Origin of the sequence: Pontibacter mucosus, from assembly GCF_003054055.1 — a bacterium.
GTDB classification, from domain to species: Bacteria; Bacteroidota; Bacteroidia; order Cytophagales; family Hymenobacteraceae; genus Pontibacter; species Pontibacter mucosus.
Genome location: NZ_QBKI01000003.1, coordinates 484739 through 502480, shown reverse-complemented (window position 1 = coordinate 502480; position 17742 = coordinate 484739). Strand labels below are relative to the sequence as shown.

The 17742-nt window shown below is 53.7% G+C and carries 17 protein-coding genes; 4 read left to right on the top strand and 13 right to left on the bottom strand.

Annotated features, from left to right (window positions below; translation table 11 throughout):
- Nucleotides 1–4 precede the first annotated feature (4 nt).
- The 5 genes from C8N40_RS08535 to C8N40_RS08515 all read right to left on the bottom strand — a co-directional run bounded on the left by C8N40_RS08535 (nucleotide 5) and on the right by C8N40_RS08515 (nucleotide 4814).
- Nucleotides 5–925, bottom strand: coding sequence for a glycerophosphodiester phosphodiesterase family protein (locus C8N40_RS08535; RefSeq protein WP_108211350.1), 921 nt, complete (start codon nucleotides 923–925; stop codon nucleotides 5–7).
- A gap of 210 nt (nucleotides 926–1135) precedes the next feature.
- Nucleotides 1136–1828: a YggS family pyridoxal phosphate-dependent enzyme gene (locus tag C8N40_RS08530; RefSeq protein WP_108211349.1), complete on the bottom strand. Its 693-nt coding sequence runs from the start codon at nucleotides 1826–1828 to the stop codon at nucleotides 1136–1138.
- 164 nt (nucleotides 1829–1992) lie between these two features.
- Nucleotides 1993–3045, bottom strand: a complete 1053-nt coding sequence (locus tag C8N40_RS08525) for a vWA domain-containing protein (protein ID WP_108211348.1) — start codon at nucleotides 3043–3045, stop codon at nucleotides 1993–1995.
- Nucleotides 3026–3940, bottom strand: a complete 915-nt coding sequence (locus C8N40_RS08520) for a hypothetical protein (RefSeq protein WP_146173537.1) — start codon at nucleotides 3938–3940, stop codon at nucleotides 3026–3028. The genes C8N40_RS08525 and C8N40_RS08520 overlap by 20 nt, the downstream gene beginning before the upstream one ends.
- Nucleotides 3933–4814, bottom strand: coding sequence for a DUF58 domain-containing protein (locus C8N40_RS08515; protein WP_108211346.1), 882 nt, complete (start codon nucleotides 4812–4814; stop codon nucleotides 3933–3935). The genes C8N40_RS08520 and C8N40_RS08515 overlap by 8 nt, the downstream gene beginning before the upstream one ends.
- A gap of 58 nt (nucleotides 4815–4872) precedes the next feature.
- On the opposite strand from C8N40_RS08515, the gene C8N40_RS08510 reads away from it, so the two are divergent.
- Nucleotides 4873–5277, top strand: a complete 405-nt coding sequence (locus C8N40_RS08510; RefSeq protein ID WP_245905047.1) for a DUF4296 domain-containing protein — start codon at nucleotides 4873–4875, stop codon at nucleotides 5275–5277.
- A 1-nt stretch (nucleotide 5278) separates the two neighbouring features.
- On the opposite strand, the gene C8N40_RS08505 is transcribed toward C8N40_RS08510, so the two are convergent.
- Entirely contained in the window at nucleotides 5279–5635 is a 357-nt protein-coding gene (locus C8N40_RS08505) for a tRNA-binding protein (RefSeq protein ID WP_211318062.1), read from the bottom strand.
- Nucleotides 5636–5848: 213 nt separating this feature from the next.
- Between C8N40_RS08505 and C8N40_RS08500 the strand changes: the two genes are divergently transcribed.
- Nucleotides 5849–7387 (top strand): FAD-dependent oxidoreductase, encoded by a 1539-nt coding sequence (locus tag C8N40_RS08500; RefSeq protein WP_108211344.1) that lies wholly within the window; start codon nucleotides 5849–5851, stop codon nucleotides 7385–7387.
- A 47-nt stretch (nucleotides 7388–7434) separates the two neighbouring features.
- Here C8N40_RS08500 and C8N40_RS08495 read toward each other — a convergent pair whose 3' ends face one another.
- The 5 genes from C8N40_RS08495 to egtB form a co-directional block, all read right to left on the bottom strand.
- Nucleotides 7435–8022, bottom strand: coding sequence for a DUF922 domain-containing protein (locus C8N40_RS08495; protein ID WP_108211343.1), 588 nt, complete (start codon nucleotides 8020–8022; stop codon nucleotides 7435–7437).
- 79 nt (nucleotides 8023–8101) lie between these two features.
- Nucleotides 8102–9445 carry an MATE family efflux transporter gene (locus C8N40_RS08490; RefSeq protein WP_108211342.1) on the bottom strand — a complete coding sequence of 448 codons (1344 nt, stop codon included), beginning with the start codon at nucleotides 9443–9445 and terminating at the stop codon, nucleotides 8102–8104.
- Nucleotides 9446–9684: 239 nt separating this feature from the next.
- Nucleotides 9685–10797, bottom strand: a complete 1113-nt coding sequence (locus C8N40_RS08485; protein WP_108211341.1) for a pyridoxal phosphate-dependent aminotransferase — start codon at nucleotides 10795–10797, stop codon at nucleotides 9685–9687.
- Between the two features lie 82 nt (nucleotides 10798–10879).
- The gene (egtD, locus tag C8N40_RS08480) at nucleotides 10880–11887 is read right to left on the bottom strand and encodes an L-histidine N(alpha)-methyltransferase (protein WP_108211340.1); all 1008 of its coding nucleotides are present in this window, start codon (nucleotides 11885–11887) and stop codon (nucleotides 10880–10882) included.
- Between the two features lie 2 nt (nucleotides 11888–11889).
- On the bottom strand, nucleotides 11890–13164 hold the full coding sequence (gene egtB / locus C8N40_RS08475) for an ergothioneine biosynthesis protein EgtB (RefSeq protein ID WP_108211339.1): 1275 nt from the start codon (nucleotides 13162–13164) through the stop codon (nucleotides 11890–11892).
- A 145-nt stretch (nucleotides 13165–13309) separates the two neighbouring features.
- Here egtB and C8N40_RS08470 point away from each other — a divergent pair, with 145 nt between their 5' ends.
- The gene (locus C8N40_RS08470) at nucleotides 13310–14356 is read left to right on the top strand and encodes an o-succinylbenzoate synthase (RefSeq protein ID WP_108211338.1); all 1047 of its coding nucleotides are present in this window, start codon (nucleotides 13310–13312) and stop codon (nucleotides 14354–14356) included.
- Nucleotides 14357–14521: 165 nt separating this feature from the next.
- Here the strand turns inward: C8N40_RS08470 and C8N40_RS08465 are convergent, their stop codons facing one another.
- A complete protein-coding gene (locus tag C8N40_RS08465) occupies nucleotides 14522–16306 on the bottom strand; it encodes a chloride channel protein (protein WP_108211337.1) in 1785 nt (594 codons plus the stop codon).
- Nucleotides 16307–16497: 191 nt separating this feature from the next.
- Between C8N40_RS08465 and C8N40_RS08460 the strand changes: the two genes are divergently transcribed.
- Nucleotides 16498–17334: a metallophosphoesterase gene (locus C8N40_RS08460; protein ID WP_108211336.1), complete on the top strand. Its 837-nt coding sequence runs from the start codon at nucleotides 16498–16500 to the stop codon at nucleotides 17332–17334.
- On the opposite strand, the gene mnhG is transcribed toward C8N40_RS08460, so the two are convergent.
- The gene (mnhG, locus tag C8N40_RS08455; protein ID WP_108211335.1) at nucleotides 17285–17740 is read right to left on the bottom strand and encodes a monovalent cation/H(+) antiporter subunit G; all 456 of its coding nucleotides are present in this window, start codon (nucleotides 17738–17740) and stop codon (nucleotides 17285–17287) included. The genes C8N40_RS08460 and mnhG overlap by 50 nt on opposite strands.
- Between the last annotated feature and the right edge of the window lie 2 nt (nucleotides 17741–17742).

Below are 17742 nucleotides of genomic sequence, written 5' to 3'. Positions count from 1 at the left end.
TTGGCTATAGCTCCTGAAACAGGTTCGGGTAGTCGGAGATGATACCATCCACACCCATCTGCTTCAACCGCTGCATGGCCTGCAGGTCGTTCACAGTCCAGGGCACCAGTTTTATGCCCAGCTTATGCGTAGCCTCTACGAGAGCGGGCGTCACGAGTTTATAGTTAGGGCTATAGATATTGGGTGTGAAGCCCAGCTGAGTCAGATTATGATCCAGTCCTTTCAGATTCTCTACCAGCAGCGAGGTTTTCACGTCCGGGTGTTTGCGGCGCAGCACCTGCAGGGTTCTAGGGTCAAAGGACTGTATTATTACGTAAGGGCGGATGTTTTTCTCGTCCACCACAGTCATCAGCCGGTCTACAAACTCCTCCGGGGCTGGGTGGTACTTGCTATCACCGCTCGGTTTCGACTTGGTTTCGATGTTGTAAAACACCTGCGGCAGTCCGTGTGCTTTGATGTAAGCCTGTGCCGAGTCAATTACCTCCGAAAGCAGAGGCTTAGAGGCTTTCATCAGCTGCTGCTCCGGAAACTTGCTGAAGTACTTGGAGCCCACATCGAAAGTACGGATCCGGCTGTAAGGCATCTGGTAATGCACATACTTTTTGGCGTCCGCCTCCGGAATTTCCTCGCCTGAGGGCAACAGCTCATGCTCCCGGTTCATGTAAGGGTCGTGGGAGAGAAACACCTGGCCGTCCTGGCTGATGTGTGCATCCATTTCCAGGGTGGTGACTCCTAGTTCCAGCGCCTTCAGCATGGCCGGTACCGTGTTCTCGGGTAATAATCCGCGTGCGCCCCGGTGGCCTTCCAAGTCAAAGGCTGGCAGCGGAGGATTGGTAGCGGCAACTGGCTCGTGGTTCATCTTCCCGGAAGTACAAGCGGTTAAGAGCAATAGCGCGGCAAGCGGATAGTAAAGTATAGCGTGCATCGTTCTACGTTTTTTCGAACAAAATGGCCCTAAATTTCCCTATATAAAACCTCTTAGGTTATACTTTACATTTTCTTAACGCTTGTGCTAAAGTATAAAACTAGCTCAAAGTATAAAACCCACAACCTTTAGTTGATTTATACTTTAGAGAAAGTATGGGAAGTATAAATCTATACTTTATCGCCCGACAAACCTACTATCAGCAATTGTTTAGCGACTCGTGTTACTATAATCCCGCTGGCCGAAAATGCCGCTTCCTACCCGAATAATGGTGCTGCCTTCTTCGAGCGCCAGTTGCCAGTCGGAGGTCATGCCCATGGATATTTCCTTAAAGTCGTCGTTGCCCCGAAAGAACTTTGCCTTCAGGTGCTCGAAGCAGCCGCGCAGCTGGCGGAACTCCTCTCGCAGCTGCTGCTCATTGTCGGTGTTGGTGGCGATGCCCATCACACCGGTGATGCGGATGTAATTCATCTGCCGGTACTCCTCCGACTGTAGCAGCGCCTCGGCTTCTTCGCAGCTCATGCCATACTTTGTTTCCTCATCGGCAATGGCTATCTGCAGCATGCAGTTAATGGGCAGCGTGCGACCGTACATCTCGGCGCGTCTGTTAATCTCCACCAGCAACTTCAGGCTATCCACCGATTGAATGGTATCTATAAACTCTGCGATATACTTTACTTTGTTTGTCTGCAGGTGCCCGATCAGGTGCCAGGCAATGTCGTGGGGCAGCAAAGCATACTTCTCTACCAGTTCCTGCACCCGGTTTTCGCCGAACAGCCGGTGCCCCGCATCGTAAGCCTCTTTTATCTTCTCTACGGGGTGGGTTTTGGTAACAGCCACCAGGCGGCACGGTGTATCGCGAAGATGCTCGTCAAAGTATAATATGTTGTCCTTAATGCTCATAGTTCTATCGTATAATTTTGAATGAGTGATTGAGTGAATGCCTGAATCAACACTTAACTTTCTAACTTTTAACCTTCTAACTTTATAACTGAAAAGACGCAACGTATTGCGTCTCTACAACTCCCAAACTCTCTAATTCCCCAACTCTCTAACTCTCTAACCCCTCAGTCTTCCAGCACGTTGGCGATAAAGGTGTTTTTGAGCAGCATCCAGAAGAGCAGGAGCACCAGCGCCCACTTCAGGTATACCTGGTAGTAATCCTGCGTGTCGCGGAAGCGGCTCTCTATAATTTCCGTTTTCTCCAGCTTGTTTATATGCTGGAAAATCTGCTGCAATGCATCCCGCGAGTCAGCTCTGAAAAACTGCCCCTCACCAATGCTGGCAATCTGGCGCAGGCTTGTCTCATCCATCTGCGTCTCCACGTAAAGTATCTGCCCGGTGCCGTCACGGTCGTAGGCCACCTGCCCATCTTTACCAATGCCGATAGTATAAAGTTTTATGCCGTACCCATAAGCCAGTTGCGCGGCCAGCTCAGGGTCCAGGCTGCCGGCCGTGTTCTCACCGTCGCTTATCAGGATGATCACCTTGCTTTTGGAGGAAGAGTCGCGCATGCGGTTAATGGCGACAGCCAGCGCACTGCCAATGGCCGTTCCGTCGTTCTGAATGATACCGTAGTGGATGGTGTTTATACTTTCGCGGAGCAAGTCGTAATCGGTCGTGAGCGGGGCAAGGGAATAGGCGTCGCCTGCAAACACCACCATCCCGATTCGATCCTGCACACGGCCGTCAATAAAGTTCAGGGCTACCTCCTTGGCTGCCTCCAGGCGGGTCGGCTTTATATCCTGCAGCTCCATGGAGCCCGATACATCCAACACCACCACAATATCGATGCCCTCCGAGGTAAGCTCTAGTTGCTCGCTTACGCGCTGCGGCCGTGCCAACGCCACCAGCACCAGCATGGTAAACAGCATCAGCACCAGTCTGGGTACAAAGCGCAACAGGCTGCTCCACTGCCAGCCGCTGCGCCCCTGAAACAGGGCCATGTCCAGCTTGAGCCTTGTGTTGCGCCGAAGTATAGATTTAAGTATAAACAACAGCGGAATGACCGGAAGGGCGTACAGGGCCAGCGGGTAAACCCAGTCGTAGGAGCGGAAAGTGCTCAGTTCAAACCACTCCAGGCTCAGCCAATCCCACATGTCAGGCGTTATCTCTAGCATTTCGGATCAGTTCGCGGTGTAATTTATAGCGCTGTATGGAGAAGCGGCGCAGCATACCCAGGGCAAGGTTCGTCTCGCCTTCATACTCGGCCTGCAGATTGCCGTATATGGCCTTGTCGCAAATACGCAGGGCAGTGTTTATCTCCTCATCGTTGTTGTAGAACTCCACAATCTCCTTGGTGGTGAAGGAGTTGATAGCGCTCCGTTCCAGCTTTGTCAGGTAGTTTTTCCAGAGCGTCACGGCCTTCTCCAAACTCGACTGCACCCCCGATTTCTGGAAGCGGTCTTTATGCGAGTTAAAGCGTGAAGTATAGTATAAATGATCCTTCCGGAGGCGGTACAGCTTATACCGGCGCTTAATGGACTGCCCAAAGATAAGCCAGATAAGCGCGGACAGCGCCAGGATGGTGGTTACCCAAAGCAGCATCAGCGGCCAGTTGAATTTCTCCCCGATCAGGATAAGTTCGGTGTCCGCCTTAATTGGCAGCGGCTCCCGCACCTCCTTAACCAGCTGCTGCAGGTAAATGTTGCTCGTCTCGGCAAAGTAGGCCACCGTGTCGCGCTCGCGCAGCAGGTAAACCGGCAGCGCCAACTGCTGTACCGAGTCTATTTCAAAGGTGCGTAAGGTATACACGGCACTGTCGGTACTGATACCGTTCCGGGTGCGGGTAGGGTAGTAGGTGTTATCGACCAGCTCAAATGGCGCAAAGTTATAATTGGCGGCCGGCAGCACGACCTCCAGGGTGTCCGGGTGGCGGTGCACCAGCGTGTACTGCACCAGCTCGCCCAGGTGTATGGTATCCTGGCTGAAACCTCCCTGTGGGGTAAGTAATTGCTGCCCCTGCGCCACCAGATGCCCCAGGCACAAAAGTATAAGTATAGCTAGCTTACGCACTTTTCTTGGTAGACTTGTTACGGAGCCTGAAAAGGTTAACCAGTTGGGGCACGTAATCTTCGTTGGTATTGATGGCCAGATAGTTGGCCTGGTATTTCTGACAAATGCGCAACAGTTGCTCCTGGTTTTCCTGGTACTGGGCCAGGTAACGCTTCCTGAACTCCTCGCCGGAGGTGTTTAGCCACAAGGTACGGCCTGTTTCCTTGTCAAGTATGGGGATGATGCCCATCGGCGGCAGCTGCTGCTCCCGTACGTCGCGCAGGTGCAGCACAATCAGGTCGTGGTGGCGGGCCAGCATGCTCAGCTCTTTCTCGTAAGCGGTGTCGATAAAGTCGGAAAGCAAGAGAATGATGCTGCGGCGCTTGATAATGTCGAGTGTCAGCTTGATGCCTGCGGCCAGGTTCGTCTTGTTTGATTTAGGCTCCAGCTCACTCAAAGCCTTAATGATGGCATAGGCCTGCTGGATGCCCTTGGCAGGTTTAATATACTTTTCCTTTCGGTCGGAGAAGCAGATAATGCCTATCTGGCTATGCTGCCGCACCGCCGACAGGCCCAGCACGCCGCAGATTTCCTTGCCCACATCCAGCTTCTGCTGCTCGCCAGTGCCGATGCGCTGCGAGGCGCTCACGTCCAGTATCAGAAATACAGACTGCTCTTTCTCCTCCCGGTAGGTTTTTACATAAGTGCCAAGTCCCTTGGCCGACACGTTCCAGTCTATAGAGCGCACGTCGTCCCCGTACTGGTAGGCGCGCACATCGTCAAATTCCAGCCCCGTCCCTTTAAAAACAGAGTGGAAATCGCCCTGCATCTGCGTGTTAATCGCCTTGCGGATACGTATTTCATACTTTCTTAGCTTCTTTACAAGCTCTTTCATGGGATGGTAAGCTGCAGTCTGATTTTAAAATTAAGCGATAAACTCGTAATATGCACCCGTGAAACGACTTTTCTGTATTCTTTCTTGCCTTTGCCTGCTCAGCTGCCAGAGCCAGAGCAGCGATACGCCCAAGGATTTGGTTCCGCGGGAGAAGATGGTACGTATCCTGGCTGACATCCACACCCGGGAAGCCGTCATCGAGACCAACATTGCCTACACCGATACCGCCTTAATGGCTTATAACAAAGAGCAGGAGAAAATCCTTCAGCACTATAATGTTACGCAGCAGCAGTTTAAGGAGACCTATAACTATTACCTGAACAACCTGCCCCAAATGGATGCGCTCTACGAAATTGTTGTAGACACCCTAAGCGCCCGGGAAGCCAAAGCCCAGGCAGAGGCAGGCCGCCCGCAGGAAGTAAGGCCACAAGGCGACAAACAGGGTTTAAGGGTACTGGAGTAGGCTAGATAAGTTTGCTGCCGTTTGGCACCTGACCGGCCGGCTGCGCCAGCACTATATCTCCGTTCTCATCGGCAAAGCCGGTCACCAGCACCTCCGACATAAAGCTGCCAATTTGTTTCCTGCCCAGGTTCACAACGCACAGCACCTGTTTCCCCACCAGTTCGCCGGGCGTATAATGCTTCGTTATCTGCGCACTTGATTTCCTGATGCCCAGCGGACCCAGGTCTACCTGTACCTTGTAGGCTGGTCGGCGCGCTTCCGGAAACTCCTCGGCGGCGATGATAGTCCCCACCCGTATATCGGTTTTCTCAAATTCCTGCCAGGATATCTGTTCCATGGCGTGTTCGGGAGTGTGCATGCTGTTTAACTATGAGTTCTGGGGGCATAAGATAAGGATTCGTATCGTGTCTTCCCAAACCTGGCGCCGCTGATGCTTCCATAAGAACCTCTACACCGCCCAGAAAAACCCTCCACAAGCCTTGCAGCAACATAAGCCCCGCCGCATCGTACTCCTAAGCATCTGGCAGCGCCCCCGGTAATGCCAACAAACCCATTTGTACAAAAAGAAACTATGAAAAAAGAATCCGGAGCCACAAAGTCGGTGTGGGTGGATCAGGTGCAGCTTCCTCCCACTGAGGCCTTGAACGAGAACATTACGTGCGATGTATGCATCGTGGGAGCAGGTATAGCAGGTTTAACCACAGCCTATCTGTTAGCGAAGGAGGGGCGGAAAGTTGTGGTGCTGGAGTCGAAAAACATTGGCGGCGGGGAGAGCAGCCGCACCACGGCGCACCTGTCCAATGCATTGGACGAGCAGTTTTACAACCTGGTGAAGCTGTTCGGCAAAGACGGCGCGCGCCTTGCCTGCCAAAGCCATGGCCAGGCCATCGACAAAATTGAGGAGATTGTGGGCCAGGAAGATATCGACTGCGACTTTACCCGCGTAGACGGCTATCTGATTGCCACCACGTCGGATGAGGCGGAGAAACTGGGCCAGGAGCTGGAGGCCTTGCAGCAAATCGGGTGGCAGGACGTGGTCATGCGCAAACACAGCCCTGTAGACACGCTCAGCACTTTCCCATGCCTGCATTATCCTAACCAGGGCCGCTTCCACATCATGAAGTACCTGGCTGGCCTGGCAAAGGCCATCATGGAGAATGGGGGCAGAATCTTTACCGGAGCCCATGTGAAGGAATTTAAATCAGGTGCCGTGGCAACTGTAGTAACGACCCATAACCGTTCGGTCTCTGCCAATCACCTGGTAGTGGCCACCAACACACCGGTAAACGACAGGGTAACCATCCATACCAAGCAGGCGCCTTACCGTACTTATGCCATTGGGGTGGAGGTACCCAAGGATTCTGTTCCGGATGCCTTGTACTGGGACATGAAGGATCCCTACCATTACGTGCGCCTGCAAAAAGACACCGTAGGCGATGCAGCCAATGACATTTTGATTGTTGGGGGGGAGGATCACAAAACGGGGCAAAACCATAACCCGGCAGAAAGCTTCCGCAAACTCGAGGACTGGACCCGCCAGAAGTTCCCGATGGCAGGACAGGTACAATACGTGTGGTCTGGGCAGGTGTATGAACCGGTGGATGGCCTGGCCTACATTGGCCGCAACCCGGGGGATGAGGAGAATGTGTACATTGCCACCGGCGACTCCGGCCATGGCATGACGCACGGAACCATTGCCGGTATGCTGATTACAGACCTGATTATGGAGCGCCCCAATCCGTGGGCTAAACTATACGACCCGTCCCGGTCACCGCTGAAGTCGGTGGGAGAGTACCTGAAAGAAAATCTGAACGTAGCGGCGCAGTTTAAAGATTACGTAACACCCGGCGAGGTGGATGACCCGATGCAGGTACTTCCCGGTACCGGCAGCATCATGCGAAAAGGGGCTCAGAAAATTGCCGTGTACTGCGATCAGGACGGGGTGCGGCACCAATGCTCCGCTGTATGCCCACACATGGGCTGTGTGGTAAGCTGGAATACCGTAGAAAGCTCCTGGGACTGCCCATGCCACGGTTCCCGCTTCGATCCGTTTGGTAAGGTAATCACCGGTCCATCCACTGCAGACCTCGGAAAGGTTAACCAGGAATAAACGAACATTTATACTTTCGATTAGAGGCCTGCCAGTAACAAAGGAAATTACTGGTAGGCCTCTAATTTTTTCAGGCGGGCAGCTATACTATTGGCCCATACTTCCTGCTCCTCTTTATCCAAACCGTGGCGGGAGGCTTCGTCGAAGCGGTTCTGCTCTTCCTTCCAGCGCTTAAAGGCGGCGTTCACCACTTGGCTCAATTTAACTTTGTGGTTAGAGCAGTTTACCTGTTGCAGATCGTGCCGCAGCTGACGGGCGTGCACCTCTGTCAGGTCGAAATGCAGCTGCTCGTGGGCAAGCAGTTTTTCAGAGCCTTTCCGTTTAGACCATGATTGCTGCGGCAAAAAGACGCAGGTAACCGTGTAGGTAAACTGATTCTTTTTACAGCTGGCATTGACCGCTAAATTGGCTGCCGTCAGGGCATGGTGCGGGTTTGCGTCATCCGGTGCGGCCTTGAAGTCATCCCACGTCAGCCTTCTGTCAACAGACCAGGTAATCTGCTCATTAGTAGCACTTTCTATAGGAGAATACAGCGCTATATTTGTAAATGGCAGGACTGCAGCCCCTGCTTCAGGTTGGAGAAGAGGCAGCATTACTCTGGCCCAGAACGACAGGAACAGGGTAAAGGTAAACATGTAGGCTTTGGCTAAAAGTTGATACTGTTACTGCTGTGGCAACAGACCACCGGGTTAAAAAGTGCCCTGAATTTGTACTTTACCTGAGTGCCAGGCGTGCGCTGAGCGCTTTAAACCTGATAGTGAGCAAGATAGCGGCAATAGAAAGCCCGATTAAAAGGCCCATCCAGATCCCGTTCACCCCAAACCCGGCCTTAAAACAAAGCACGTATCCCACCGGTAGTCCCACCACCCAGTATGCCAGTAACGAGATGAGCCCGGGGATTCGTACATCCTCCAGCCCGCGCAGAGCACCAAGACCTACTACCTGCACGCCATCCGATATCTGGAAAAGGGCCGCAATGATAAGTAGCCCGGAGGCGATCTGGATTACCTCCGGATCATCGATATACAACATCGGAATAAAGCGATTCAGGAGCACCATCAGCAGAGCGCTTCCCAGCATAAAAAGTGTACCCATAGCCAGGTTACTAAAGCCGGCAATACGCATGGCACCGAAGTTACCGAGCCCTTTCTGGTTGCTCACGCGGATGGTGGCAGCCGCAGCGATGCCGCTGGCCATCATGTAAGTTACGGAAGCCACGTTAATAGCAATCTGGTGCGCGGCCAGCTCCGTGGCGCCCAGCCAGCCGATCATCACTGCCGAAAAGCTGAAGGCGCCCATCTCAAAAATCATCTGCAGAGAGATGGGCAGGCCCAGTCGGAACATGCGGTACATATGCACGAAGGAAAGGTGCCTGAGGCGCAGAAAGTGCCGGAAAATTTCGAACCGCTTGGCGTACAGCACCCAGGCAGCCATAGCCAGGGCCATCACCACGCGGGAGATAAGCGTAGCCCAGCCGGCACCCAGCAGCCCCATTGGCTCAAAGCCCAGCTTGCCAAAGATGAGAATGTAGTTGAGCAGCACGTTAAGGGCATTGGCAAGTATGGAAATGTACATGGCCTGCTTTGTAAACGAGAGCCCCTCAGCAAACTGCCGGAATGCCTGAAAAATCATCAGCGGCACCATCGACAAGAACAGGACATTGATATAGGGAATGGCCAGCTCTACCACGTCGGTGGGTTGGTTGAGGATGGTGATGTAAGGCGAAAGAAAGTAGCCAGCGATGAAAAGCAAAATGCCCAGCAGCACATTTGAAACAAGCCCGTTGAGCAGCAGGAGCGAAATGCGGGTATAATTGCGGCGTCCATCGGCAGCCGCAATCAGGGGCGTGATGCTGTAGGACACGCCCAGCCCGAACACCATCGTAATCGTGAAGATACTGTTTCCCAGGGAGGCAGCGGCCAGGGGCGTGGTACCCGTCTGCCCTACCATCAGGCTATCAAACACACTAACCAAAATATGCCCTAGCTGGCTGAGCACCACTGGGTAGGCAAGTGTGAAATTCCGGGAGAAATGGTCCTTGTATTCGGAAAGGTTCATGCGGCGAAAAGGTAATAAGGCCGCAAAATTAGCTGAAATAACTTTAAAACGCAGGTTATTTCTGATGGCACTGATGAAAGCGAAGTATAGGCAAAAGTATAACTGTCACCAGCCGTACTAAATGCTCCATCGCGCGCCTAATAAGTAGGAAATCAGCAGCCATACTTAGCTTAATGCCGTTTTCTAGTTAAATGGGCAGAGGGGAGTATACCCAGCAAAACCCGTTCACCCAATATACTTTAGGCCTCAGTTAAAAGTATAAGCCCCTGACGCAAGCGCTGCATGGCGTCCTGCAGGCGGTGTGTTTCTACGGCAAAGGACATGCGCACGTGGCCCGGTGCGCCGAACGAATCGCCAGGAGCAAGCTCGAGGTTATAACAGTTGCGCAGGTAGCGGCAGAGATCGGCAGTGGTCTTCAGTTGCTCACCCGTGATGCTGGTCTGGTTAAGGTAATGGCTCAGGTCCGGGAAGAAGTAGTAAGCCCCGTCGGGCAGGTAGTAAGGCACGTGGGAGATGGCATCCAGCCCTTTCTGCATGATCTCCCGGTTTTTTGCCAGTACTTGTTGCATAGGTGGCAGCTCCTGCTCACGCGCCTTCAGTACGGCCTCGGCGGCGTCCTGCGCAAACAGGCTCACCCCCGACAAGGTGGCTCGCTGAAAATCAATGCAGCTCCTTACCAAATCCGCTGGGCCAAGTATAAACCCAAGCCGCCAGCCCGACATGGCAAAGGATTTGGAGAAACCGTTTACGACGATTGTTCTTGCCGCTTTCGCCCCCTGGCAGGAAAGGATAGAAGTAAAAGGCCTGCCGTAAGTAACAAGGTCATATATTTCATCGGAAATAAGGTATAGGTTCGGGAAATCGTTTACTACCTCCAGAAGCGCTTCAAGCTCCTCTTTCGTATAGATACGGCCCGTGGGGTTGCCCGGGTTGGTGAGCAGCAGGATACGGGTGCGGCTGGTGAGGGTGCTGCGTAGCATCTCGGGTGTCAATTTATACTCGTCCGAGAGGCTAGTGGGTAGCGCGATGCCTTTAGCCGGGCTATACTTCAGCAACTCATGAAAGCCAAACCAGGCCGGGGTAGGCACCACTACTTCATCGCCTTCCTTTAGCAGCGTAGTAAATAGGTTGTAGAGTGCCTGCTTGGCACCGGGTGTAACGAGAACCTGCTCGGGCTGTAACTCGATACCATCGGCCTTATACTTTTGGATGATGGCGCGCCGCAACGGTAGGGTGCCCTCAGTGGGGCCATACTTTGTCTTGTCGTTTTGCAGCGCAGCGATGGCAGCTGCGGTAGCCGACTCCGGGCTTCTGAAGTAACTGCTTCCTTCGGCAAGCGAGATAACCTTCATGGTTTTAGTTAGAGAGTTAGAGAATTAAAGAGTTTAGGAGTTGTAGAGATGCGAAACTTTACGCCTTTAAAAGTATAAATTTTTATGCTACGCTGAACAGCACGTCAGCAAAGCCTTTCTGCCTGTCATAGAAAACGGTGTCCACGGCAAAGCCGCATTGCCTGCCCAACTCCTCAACCTGCGGGATGCTGTACTTGTAGGAGTTTTCGGTATGAATGGCTTCCCAGGCATCAAAATGAACGGTAAGGCCCGCCTCGGAAATATGCACGTCCTGCGCCTGTTTGCTTACCAGAAAGCTGCGCATCACGCCTTCCAGGGGGTTATAAATGGCATGATGGCAAAACTGGTCCACGTTAAAATCTGCGCCAAGCTCACGGTTGATGCGGTCCAGCAAATTGAGGTTAAAGGCTGCCGTGATACCGGCCTCGTCGTTATAGGCTTTAAGTATAACTCCTGGGTCCTTGCGCAGGTCTACGCCCATCAGCAGCTGGTCGCCTGCATGCAGGTAGCTGCGAATGCTTTGGAGGAACGTTATACTTTCCTCTGCTTTAAAATTGCCAATGTTGGAGCCCAGGAACAGTACCACCTTGCGCCCATCCTTGTTCTCCTGCAGCCACTCAAGCGCCTGGAAATACTCGCCCACCACGGCCTCTACTTTCAGTTGGGGCAACTCCTGCTGCAGGCTATCCGACAGTTCCAGCATCGCATCCTTCGAGATATCCACCGGCACATAATCAAAGTTGCGCTGCTGTGCCGTTAGCTCTTGCAACAGCAGTTTTGTCTTTAGCGCATCCCCGGCACCCAGATCAATCAAGTGGAAAGGACCGCCTTGGGAGAACTGGCCGGCCATATTCTTTTTGTTCTGCGTGAGTACCTCCAGCTCGCTGCGGGTCAGGTAATACTCGGGCAAGTCCATTATCTGCTGAAAAAGGCGGCTGCCGGTGCCGTCGTAGAAATAGCGGGAGGGGAGCGTTTTATACTTCGTGCTAAGTCCTTCAGCCACATCCCGGGCAAAGGCGCTTGTGTCTGAGGAGCCATCTTGGTGGCGGCTTAAGTCAATCATGGGTGCTGTGGGGGTGTTTATCTCCATACTTATTTTTTAGTGGCCAGCCGGATACCTGTGTACTGCCAGCGCTTGTCGGGGTGAAAGAAATTGCGGTAAGTGGCGCGGATGTGGCTTTCGGGGGTGGCGCAGGAGCCGCCGCGCAGCACCATCTGGTTGATCATGAATTTGCCGTTGTACTCTCCGATCGGGCCGGGAGCTTTTGAGAAGCCCGGATAGGGATGATAGGCACTATAGGTCCATTCCCACAAATCGCCGAAAAGTTGCTGCACGCCCTCTTTGGCCGGGTCTGCAGCAGCAGGCTCCAGCAGCCCACTCTCTACAAAGTTGCCCTGCTGAGGCGGGTATGCCTGAGTGGCCGCCTCCCATTCAAACTCAGTGAGCAGGCGCTTGCCGGACCAGTTGGCAAAGGCATCTGCCTCATAAAAGCTCAGGTGGCAAACCGGGTCGTTCAGGTCTACTTTCTCCAGGCCGTACAACGTGAAGCGATGCCATTCCTCGTCCTGTTTCACCCAATACAGCGGTGCCTCCAGGTGCTGTTCCTTTACCAAGGTGAAGCCCTCGTCCAGCCAGTGCCTGAAATCGCCGTAGCCGCCATCATGCATAAACTCCAGGTACTCGCCGTTGGTCACCAGCCGGTTCATGATCTCGAAATCCTCCAGCTGTACCTCGTGCACCCCCAACTCATTGTCAAAACAGAATCCGGAGCCCTGGTAGCCGATTTTATACTTTCCGCCCGGCACCTCCAGAAACCGGGCAGGGGTGGCTATACTTTGTTTCGGGTGTGCAGGCTGCGGCTGGTAGGCCGGTAGCATGGGGTTGGTGCCCATTATGTACTTGATGTCGGTGATAAGCAGCTCCTGGTGCTGCTGCTCGTGCTGCAGGCCCAGCTCCAGCACGGGCCGGAACTGCTCCAGCTCCTCGTCCGAAAGCTCCTGCAATAGCCTGTTCACATGCTCGTCTACATACTTGCGGTAGGCCAGCACCTCGCGCAGCGGCGGGCGCGTGAGGGTGCTGCGCTGGTGGCGCAATACCCGGCTGCCCAGGCTGTTGTAATAGGAGTTGAACAGGTAGGCATATTGCGGGTGAAAAATCTCGTAGCCGGGCAAGTATGGCTTCAGGATAAGCGTCTCAAAAAACCAGCTGGTATGCGCCATGTGCCACTTGGGCGGGCTCACATCCACGATGGGCTGCACCACGGTATCCTCGGGCTCCAGGGGGCTGCAGATAATCTCGGTGCGTTTCCGGATCTGGTTGAAGCGCTCCAGCAAGGCTGGCACGGCGGAGGTGGTTTTTATGCTCATTTAGAATAGGGTTAGGGCTGAGGTAACGTATGGCTTTCTAAGGCTGTGTACGTAAAATGACGCGTTTTCTGCCATCTCATGGGCGCTACTTCTACGGCAATTCCCGTAAGAATGGTTTATCTTGCATCAAAACAATTCCAGATTTATGAGCCTCCAGTTAAGCTATACCCCGCATACGTTGCAGTTTAAGTTTGATGCCCGCACCAGCCGTGGCGCCATCTCTGAGCATCACGTATACTTTGTCAAAGTATGGGACACAGCCACTCCCGAAGTATACGGGCGCGGGGAGTGCGCTCCATTGGCCGGACTGAGTATAGACTACCGCCCGGATTTGGAGCATAAGCTGCAGCAGGTGGCAGAGCTGGTCAACAACCGGCAGGTGGAGCTAAGTATAGATGCAGCGCTGCCGCAGGAACTTGGCCTGCAAGAGTGGCCCGCGCTGCGCTTTGCCCTGGAAACAGCGTTGCTGGATCTAGAGAACGGCGGCAACGGGCTGATCTATGACAACGCTTTTAGCCGTGGTGAAAGGGGCATTCCGATAAACGGGCTGGTGTGGATGGGCGACCGGGCGTTTATGCAGCAGCAGATTGAGCAGAAACTCAACGACGGCTATACTTGCCTGAAGCTCAAGATCGGCAGCCTGGACTTTAAAACAGAGTTGGAGATCCTGCAAAGTATACGCGAGGTGGCCACTGCCAATCAGCTGACGGTGCGGGTGGACGCCAACGGGGCTTTTTCGCCGCAGGAGGCTTACAAAAAGCTGGAGCGCCTGGCAAAGTATGAGCTGCACTCTATTGAGCAACCCATCCGGCAGGGGCAGGTGCAGGAAATGGCGCAGCTGTGCGCCTACACGCCCGTACCCATCGCCCTGGACGAGGAACTGATTGGAGTGCAGGAAGATGCCAAGGAAGAGCTGCTGGAAAGTATAAAACCGCAGTACATCATCCTCAAGCCGACCTTGGTGGGCGGGTTGGCAGCCAGCGCGGAATGGATAAGCATGGCGGAGGCGCGCAACATTGGCTGGTGGATGACTTCAGCGCTGGAATCGAACATCGGCCTGAATGCCATTGCGCAGTTTACGGCACAGTATGACATTACCATGCCCCAAGGCCTCGGCACAGGGCAGCTTTACCACAACAACATCCCGTCGCCGCTGCAGATCCGCTATGGTGAGCTTTGGAGGGAGGTATAGTTTTGAATTTTGAAAGAGTGGATGAGTGAAAAAAGTATGCTCAGAATAATTTATACTTATGCTGTTGCTTAAACTTCCCTCAGTCAGCAGCTTTAACGGGCTAACAAAAGTATAAAACCTTCACTCATCCACTCATTCTGAACTCACTCATTTAATCATCCAATATCAACTCACATTCGTTGTCTTGATAAGCAGCTTGCGGTACTTGGTAAAGATGCTGGACTTGGAGACAAAGCCCAGGTATACGTCGGCCTCCAGTACAGGCAGGTTCCAGGCGCCCGACTCGTCGAACTTCTTCATCACGTCGGCCATGCTGTCGTCGTACTGCACAATGGCAGGTGGCTTTATCATCAGCTCCTTCACTTTTACCTTGTCATACTTTTCAGTCTTGAACATGATTTCGCGCACGTTCTCCAAAAGTATAACGCCGTCCAGCTTGCCTTCTGCCGTCACCACCGGAAACAGGTTGCGGCGCGAATGAGCTATCACATCTACAAACTCTCCCAGCGTAGCCTCCGGCGACACCGGTTGAAACTCTGTCTCGATCAGGTGCCGGATTTTCATGATGCGCAGGATGGTGTTATCCTTGTTGTGGGTAAGCAGGTGGCCTTTTTGCGCCAGCTTTTTCGTATCAAGGGAGTAGGGCTCAAAGTACTTTACCAGCGCAAACGAAGTAGCCGCTACTATCATCAAGGGTATCATCAGCGTGTAGCCGCCGGTTATCTCTGCAATCAGGAACACGGCCGTGAGCGGCGCATGCATCACCCCACTCAGTATGCCGGCCATGCCTACCATCGCGAAACTGCCGGTAGGCAGGTTGCTCAGGTTAAGCATGTTGAGAAGCCGTGAAAAGAAAAAACCGGTGCTGGCCCCCACAAACATGGAGGGTGCAAAATTCCCCCCGTTACCTCCGGAGGCTATGGTAATGGTGGTCGCCACTACCTTTACCAGCGCCAGCGCCCCCACAAAGCAAAGTATGAGCCACTCGTTCGTGCCGAAAAACGCGAGCCAGCTTTCCTGCAGCAATTGCTCCGCTTCCCCGCGCTCCAGCACCCTGATAGCATCGTACCCTTCCCCGAAAAGCGGCGGAAAGAGCATAATGAGCAGGCCCAGCAGCGCACCGCCTATCAGGGCGCGCTTAAAAAAGGAGGTTTTATACTCTTCAAACAGGTCTTCCACGCGCAGGGCCATGCGGGTATAGTACACCGACACCATGCCGCAAAGTATGCCCAGCAACACGTAAAAGGGCACGTGCTCCGCGGCGAAAAACTCCGCCTTGCTAATGTTGAACAGGATATCCTCCTCCAGCATAATCTTTGAGCAGAGCGCTCCCACCACAGCCGAAATGATGAGCGGGATAAAGGCAGAGATGCTGATATCCGTTAGCAGGACCTCGATGGCGAACAACACCCCGGCAATGGGCGCGTTAAATACGGCGGCAATGCCCGCTGCCGCCCCCGATGCGAGCATCAGGGTGCGGTCGCGGTAGTTGAGGTGATAGTCTCGGCCATAGTTGGAGCCAATGGCAGAGCCTGTGACCACAATCGGCGACTCCAGGCCGGCCGAGCCCCCAAAACCCGCCGTGACGGCGCTTGTGAGCACATGCGAGTACATTTTGTGCCGCTCCAGCATGCTTGACTTCTGGGAAATGGTAAACAGCACATTCGCCGTACCCCGCCCGATGCTTCCCTTAAAAAAATACCGGACGATGAAAACCGTAAGCAGTATGCCCACCATCGGAAACACCACCAGCCAGTAGGGCTGGCTGAGCAGGCGGTTGCCATAGGCCAGCATCACCTGAATGTAGTGCACCAGCGATTTAAGGATAACCGCCGCCAAACCAGCCGTAAGGCCCACCAACACGCTCGATATGAGCATAAACTCCCGGTCGGAAGTACGGCGGCGCAGCCACAATAAAGGTATCTTGATTTTTCTGTAGGGTGTTGGCATTAGCAGGGAGGAGCCAGATGTTGGTGACAGGTTAATTTACAAAAGTAGATAGAGCTGAAAATGAGCACAATTATTTTTTGCACTCTTTTACCGGATCCTTTAATAAAAATGTTGCGCGGCAGCCTAACCCGGAACAGGCTTTAGCTGTTAATATAGGTGCAGACAATTGATAGGGAACGAAAAAGCAATGTATGGGAAAACGGGTAGATCATCCTTTTTATAATCTAGAGCTTCCACAGGAGCACGGGCCATTCCATGTGATCGGGGATGTGCACGGCTGTTTTGAGGAGCTGCAGGAACTGCTGCGGCTGCTTGGCTACAAAGTGCATTTTAACAAAAGTGAGGCAACGTATGAGGTAGAGCCGCCTGCAGGAGCCAAGGCTGTATTTGTAGGCGACCTGGTAGACCGCGGTCCTAACTCGCCGGAGGTGCTGCGCCTGGTGATGGACATGGTGGAGCAGGGCATTGCCTACTGCGTATCGGGCAACCACGACGACAAGCTGCTGCGCTTGCTGCTGGGGCGCAACGTGCAGGTGCGGCACGGGCTGGAGCTTACCAAAGCCCAGATGGAGCGCTACGACGACGCATTCCGGGAGCGGGTGAAGGTTTTTCTGAGCAAGCTGCCGCACCATGTTATCCTGGATGAGGCCCGCCTGGTGGTGGCACACGCCGGCCTGGAGGAAAGGCTGCATGGCCGCAACTCCAAGGGGGTGCGCGAGCTTTGCCTCTACGGCCCAACTACCGGCGAGCTGGATGAGAAGGGGCTGCCTGTTCGCCTGGACTGGGCCGCTGAATACTGCGGGAAGGCCATCGTGGTGTATGGCCATACGCCGGTGCAGGAGCCGCGCTGGCGCAACAATACCATCAACATAGACACGGGCTGCGTGTTTGGCGGTAGGCTAACGGCCTTAACTTATCCTGACCACATCATTACCTCCGTGGAGTCGCACCATATCTATGCCGAGTCGGTGAGGCCGTTTATACTTTACCAGCAACATCACCAGCGCCACCATCCTTCTCCATCGTAACAGGCGCTTCCTCTGTATACCTGTCCTGGTTAATCTGCCGCTCCAGCCTGTGTTTCGTCAGGTATTCCCTAAACTCCTTCAGGTTTGTCTTCTCCCAGAATGCGATGCCGTTCTGCACCGCCGTGCGGCCGATGACATGCGCTGCCACAGGCGCTGTAATGTAGGTGAAGGCAATGATGACCAGCACCTTGAGCAAAATGCCAGGCTGGTTAAAGTATATGGCCATCCCCATCAGGATAAGCCCTAAACCCAGCGTGGATCCCTTGGTGATAGCCGACATGCGGATGTAAAAATCCGGAAAGCGAAGCAGCCCTATAGAGGCGATCAGCATAAAGCCAGCCCCCGACAGTATAAACACGCAGCTCGCAATCTCCCGTACCAGTTCCCAGTCTATGCTTGTTTCCATAC

Excerpts from the sequence above, each read along its gene's own strand:
- C8N40_RS08535 (WP_108211350.1), bottom strand. The coding sequence starts at position 925 with ATGCACGCTATACTTTACTATCCGCTTGCCGCGCTATTGCTCTTAACC.
- C8N40_RS08530 (WP_108211349.1), bottom strand. The coding sequence starts at position 1,828 with ATGAGCATTAAGGACAACATATTATACTTTGACGAGCATCTTCGCGAT.
- C8N40_RS08525 (WP_108211348.1), bottom strand. The coding sequence starts at position 3,045 with ATGCTAGAGATAACGCCTGACATGTGGGATTGGCTGAGCCTGGAGTGG.
- C8N40_RS08515 (WP_108211346.1), bottom strand. The coding sequence starts at position 4,814 with ATGAAAGAGCTTGTAAAGAAGCTAAGAAAGTATGAAATACGTATCCGC.
- C8N40_RS08505 (WP_211318062.1), bottom strand. The coding sequence starts at position 5,635 with ATGCACACTCCCGAACACGCCATGGAACAGATATCCTGGCAGGAATTT.
- C8N40_RS08500 (WP_108211344.1), top strand. The coding sequence starts at position 5,849 with ATGAAAAAAGAATCCGGAGCCACAAAGTCGGTGTGGGTGGATCAGGTG.
- C8N40_RS08495 (WP_108211343.1), bottom strand. The coding sequence starts at position 8,022 with ATGTTTACCTTTACCCTGTTCCTGTCGTTCTGGGCCAGAGTAATGCTG.
- C8N40_RS08490 (WP_108211342.1), bottom strand. The coding sequence starts at position 9,445 with ATGAACCTTTCCGAATACAAGGACCATTTCTCCCGGAATTTCACACTT.
- C8N40_RS08485 (WP_108211341.1), bottom strand. The coding sequence starts at position 10,797 with ATGAAGGTTATCTCGCTTGCCGAAGGAAGCAGTTACTTCAGAAGCCCG.
- egtD (WP_108211340.1), bottom strand. The coding sequence starts at position 11,887 with ATGGAGATAAACACCCCCACAGCACCCATGATTGACTTAAGCCGCCAC.
- egtB (WP_108211339.1), bottom strand. The coding sequence starts at position 13,164 with ATGAGCATAAAAACCACCTCCGCCGTGCCAGCCTTGCTGGAGCGCTTC.
- C8N40_RS08470 (WP_108211338.1), top strand. The coding sequence starts at position 13,310 with ATGAGCCTCCAGTTAAGCTATACCCCGCATACGTTGCAGTTTAAGTTT.
- C8N40_RS08465 (WP_108211337.1), bottom strand. The coding sequence starts at position 16,306 with ATGCCAACACCCTACAGAAAAATCAAGATACCTTTATTGTGGCTGCGC.
- C8N40_RS08460 (WP_108211336.1), top strand. The coding sequence starts at position 16,498 with ATGGGAAAACGGGTAGATCATCCTTTTTATAATCTAGAGCTTCCACAG.
- mnhG (WP_108211335.1), bottom strand. The coding sequence starts at position 17,740 with ATGGAAACAAGCATAGACTGGGAACTGGTACGGGAGATTGCGAGCTGC.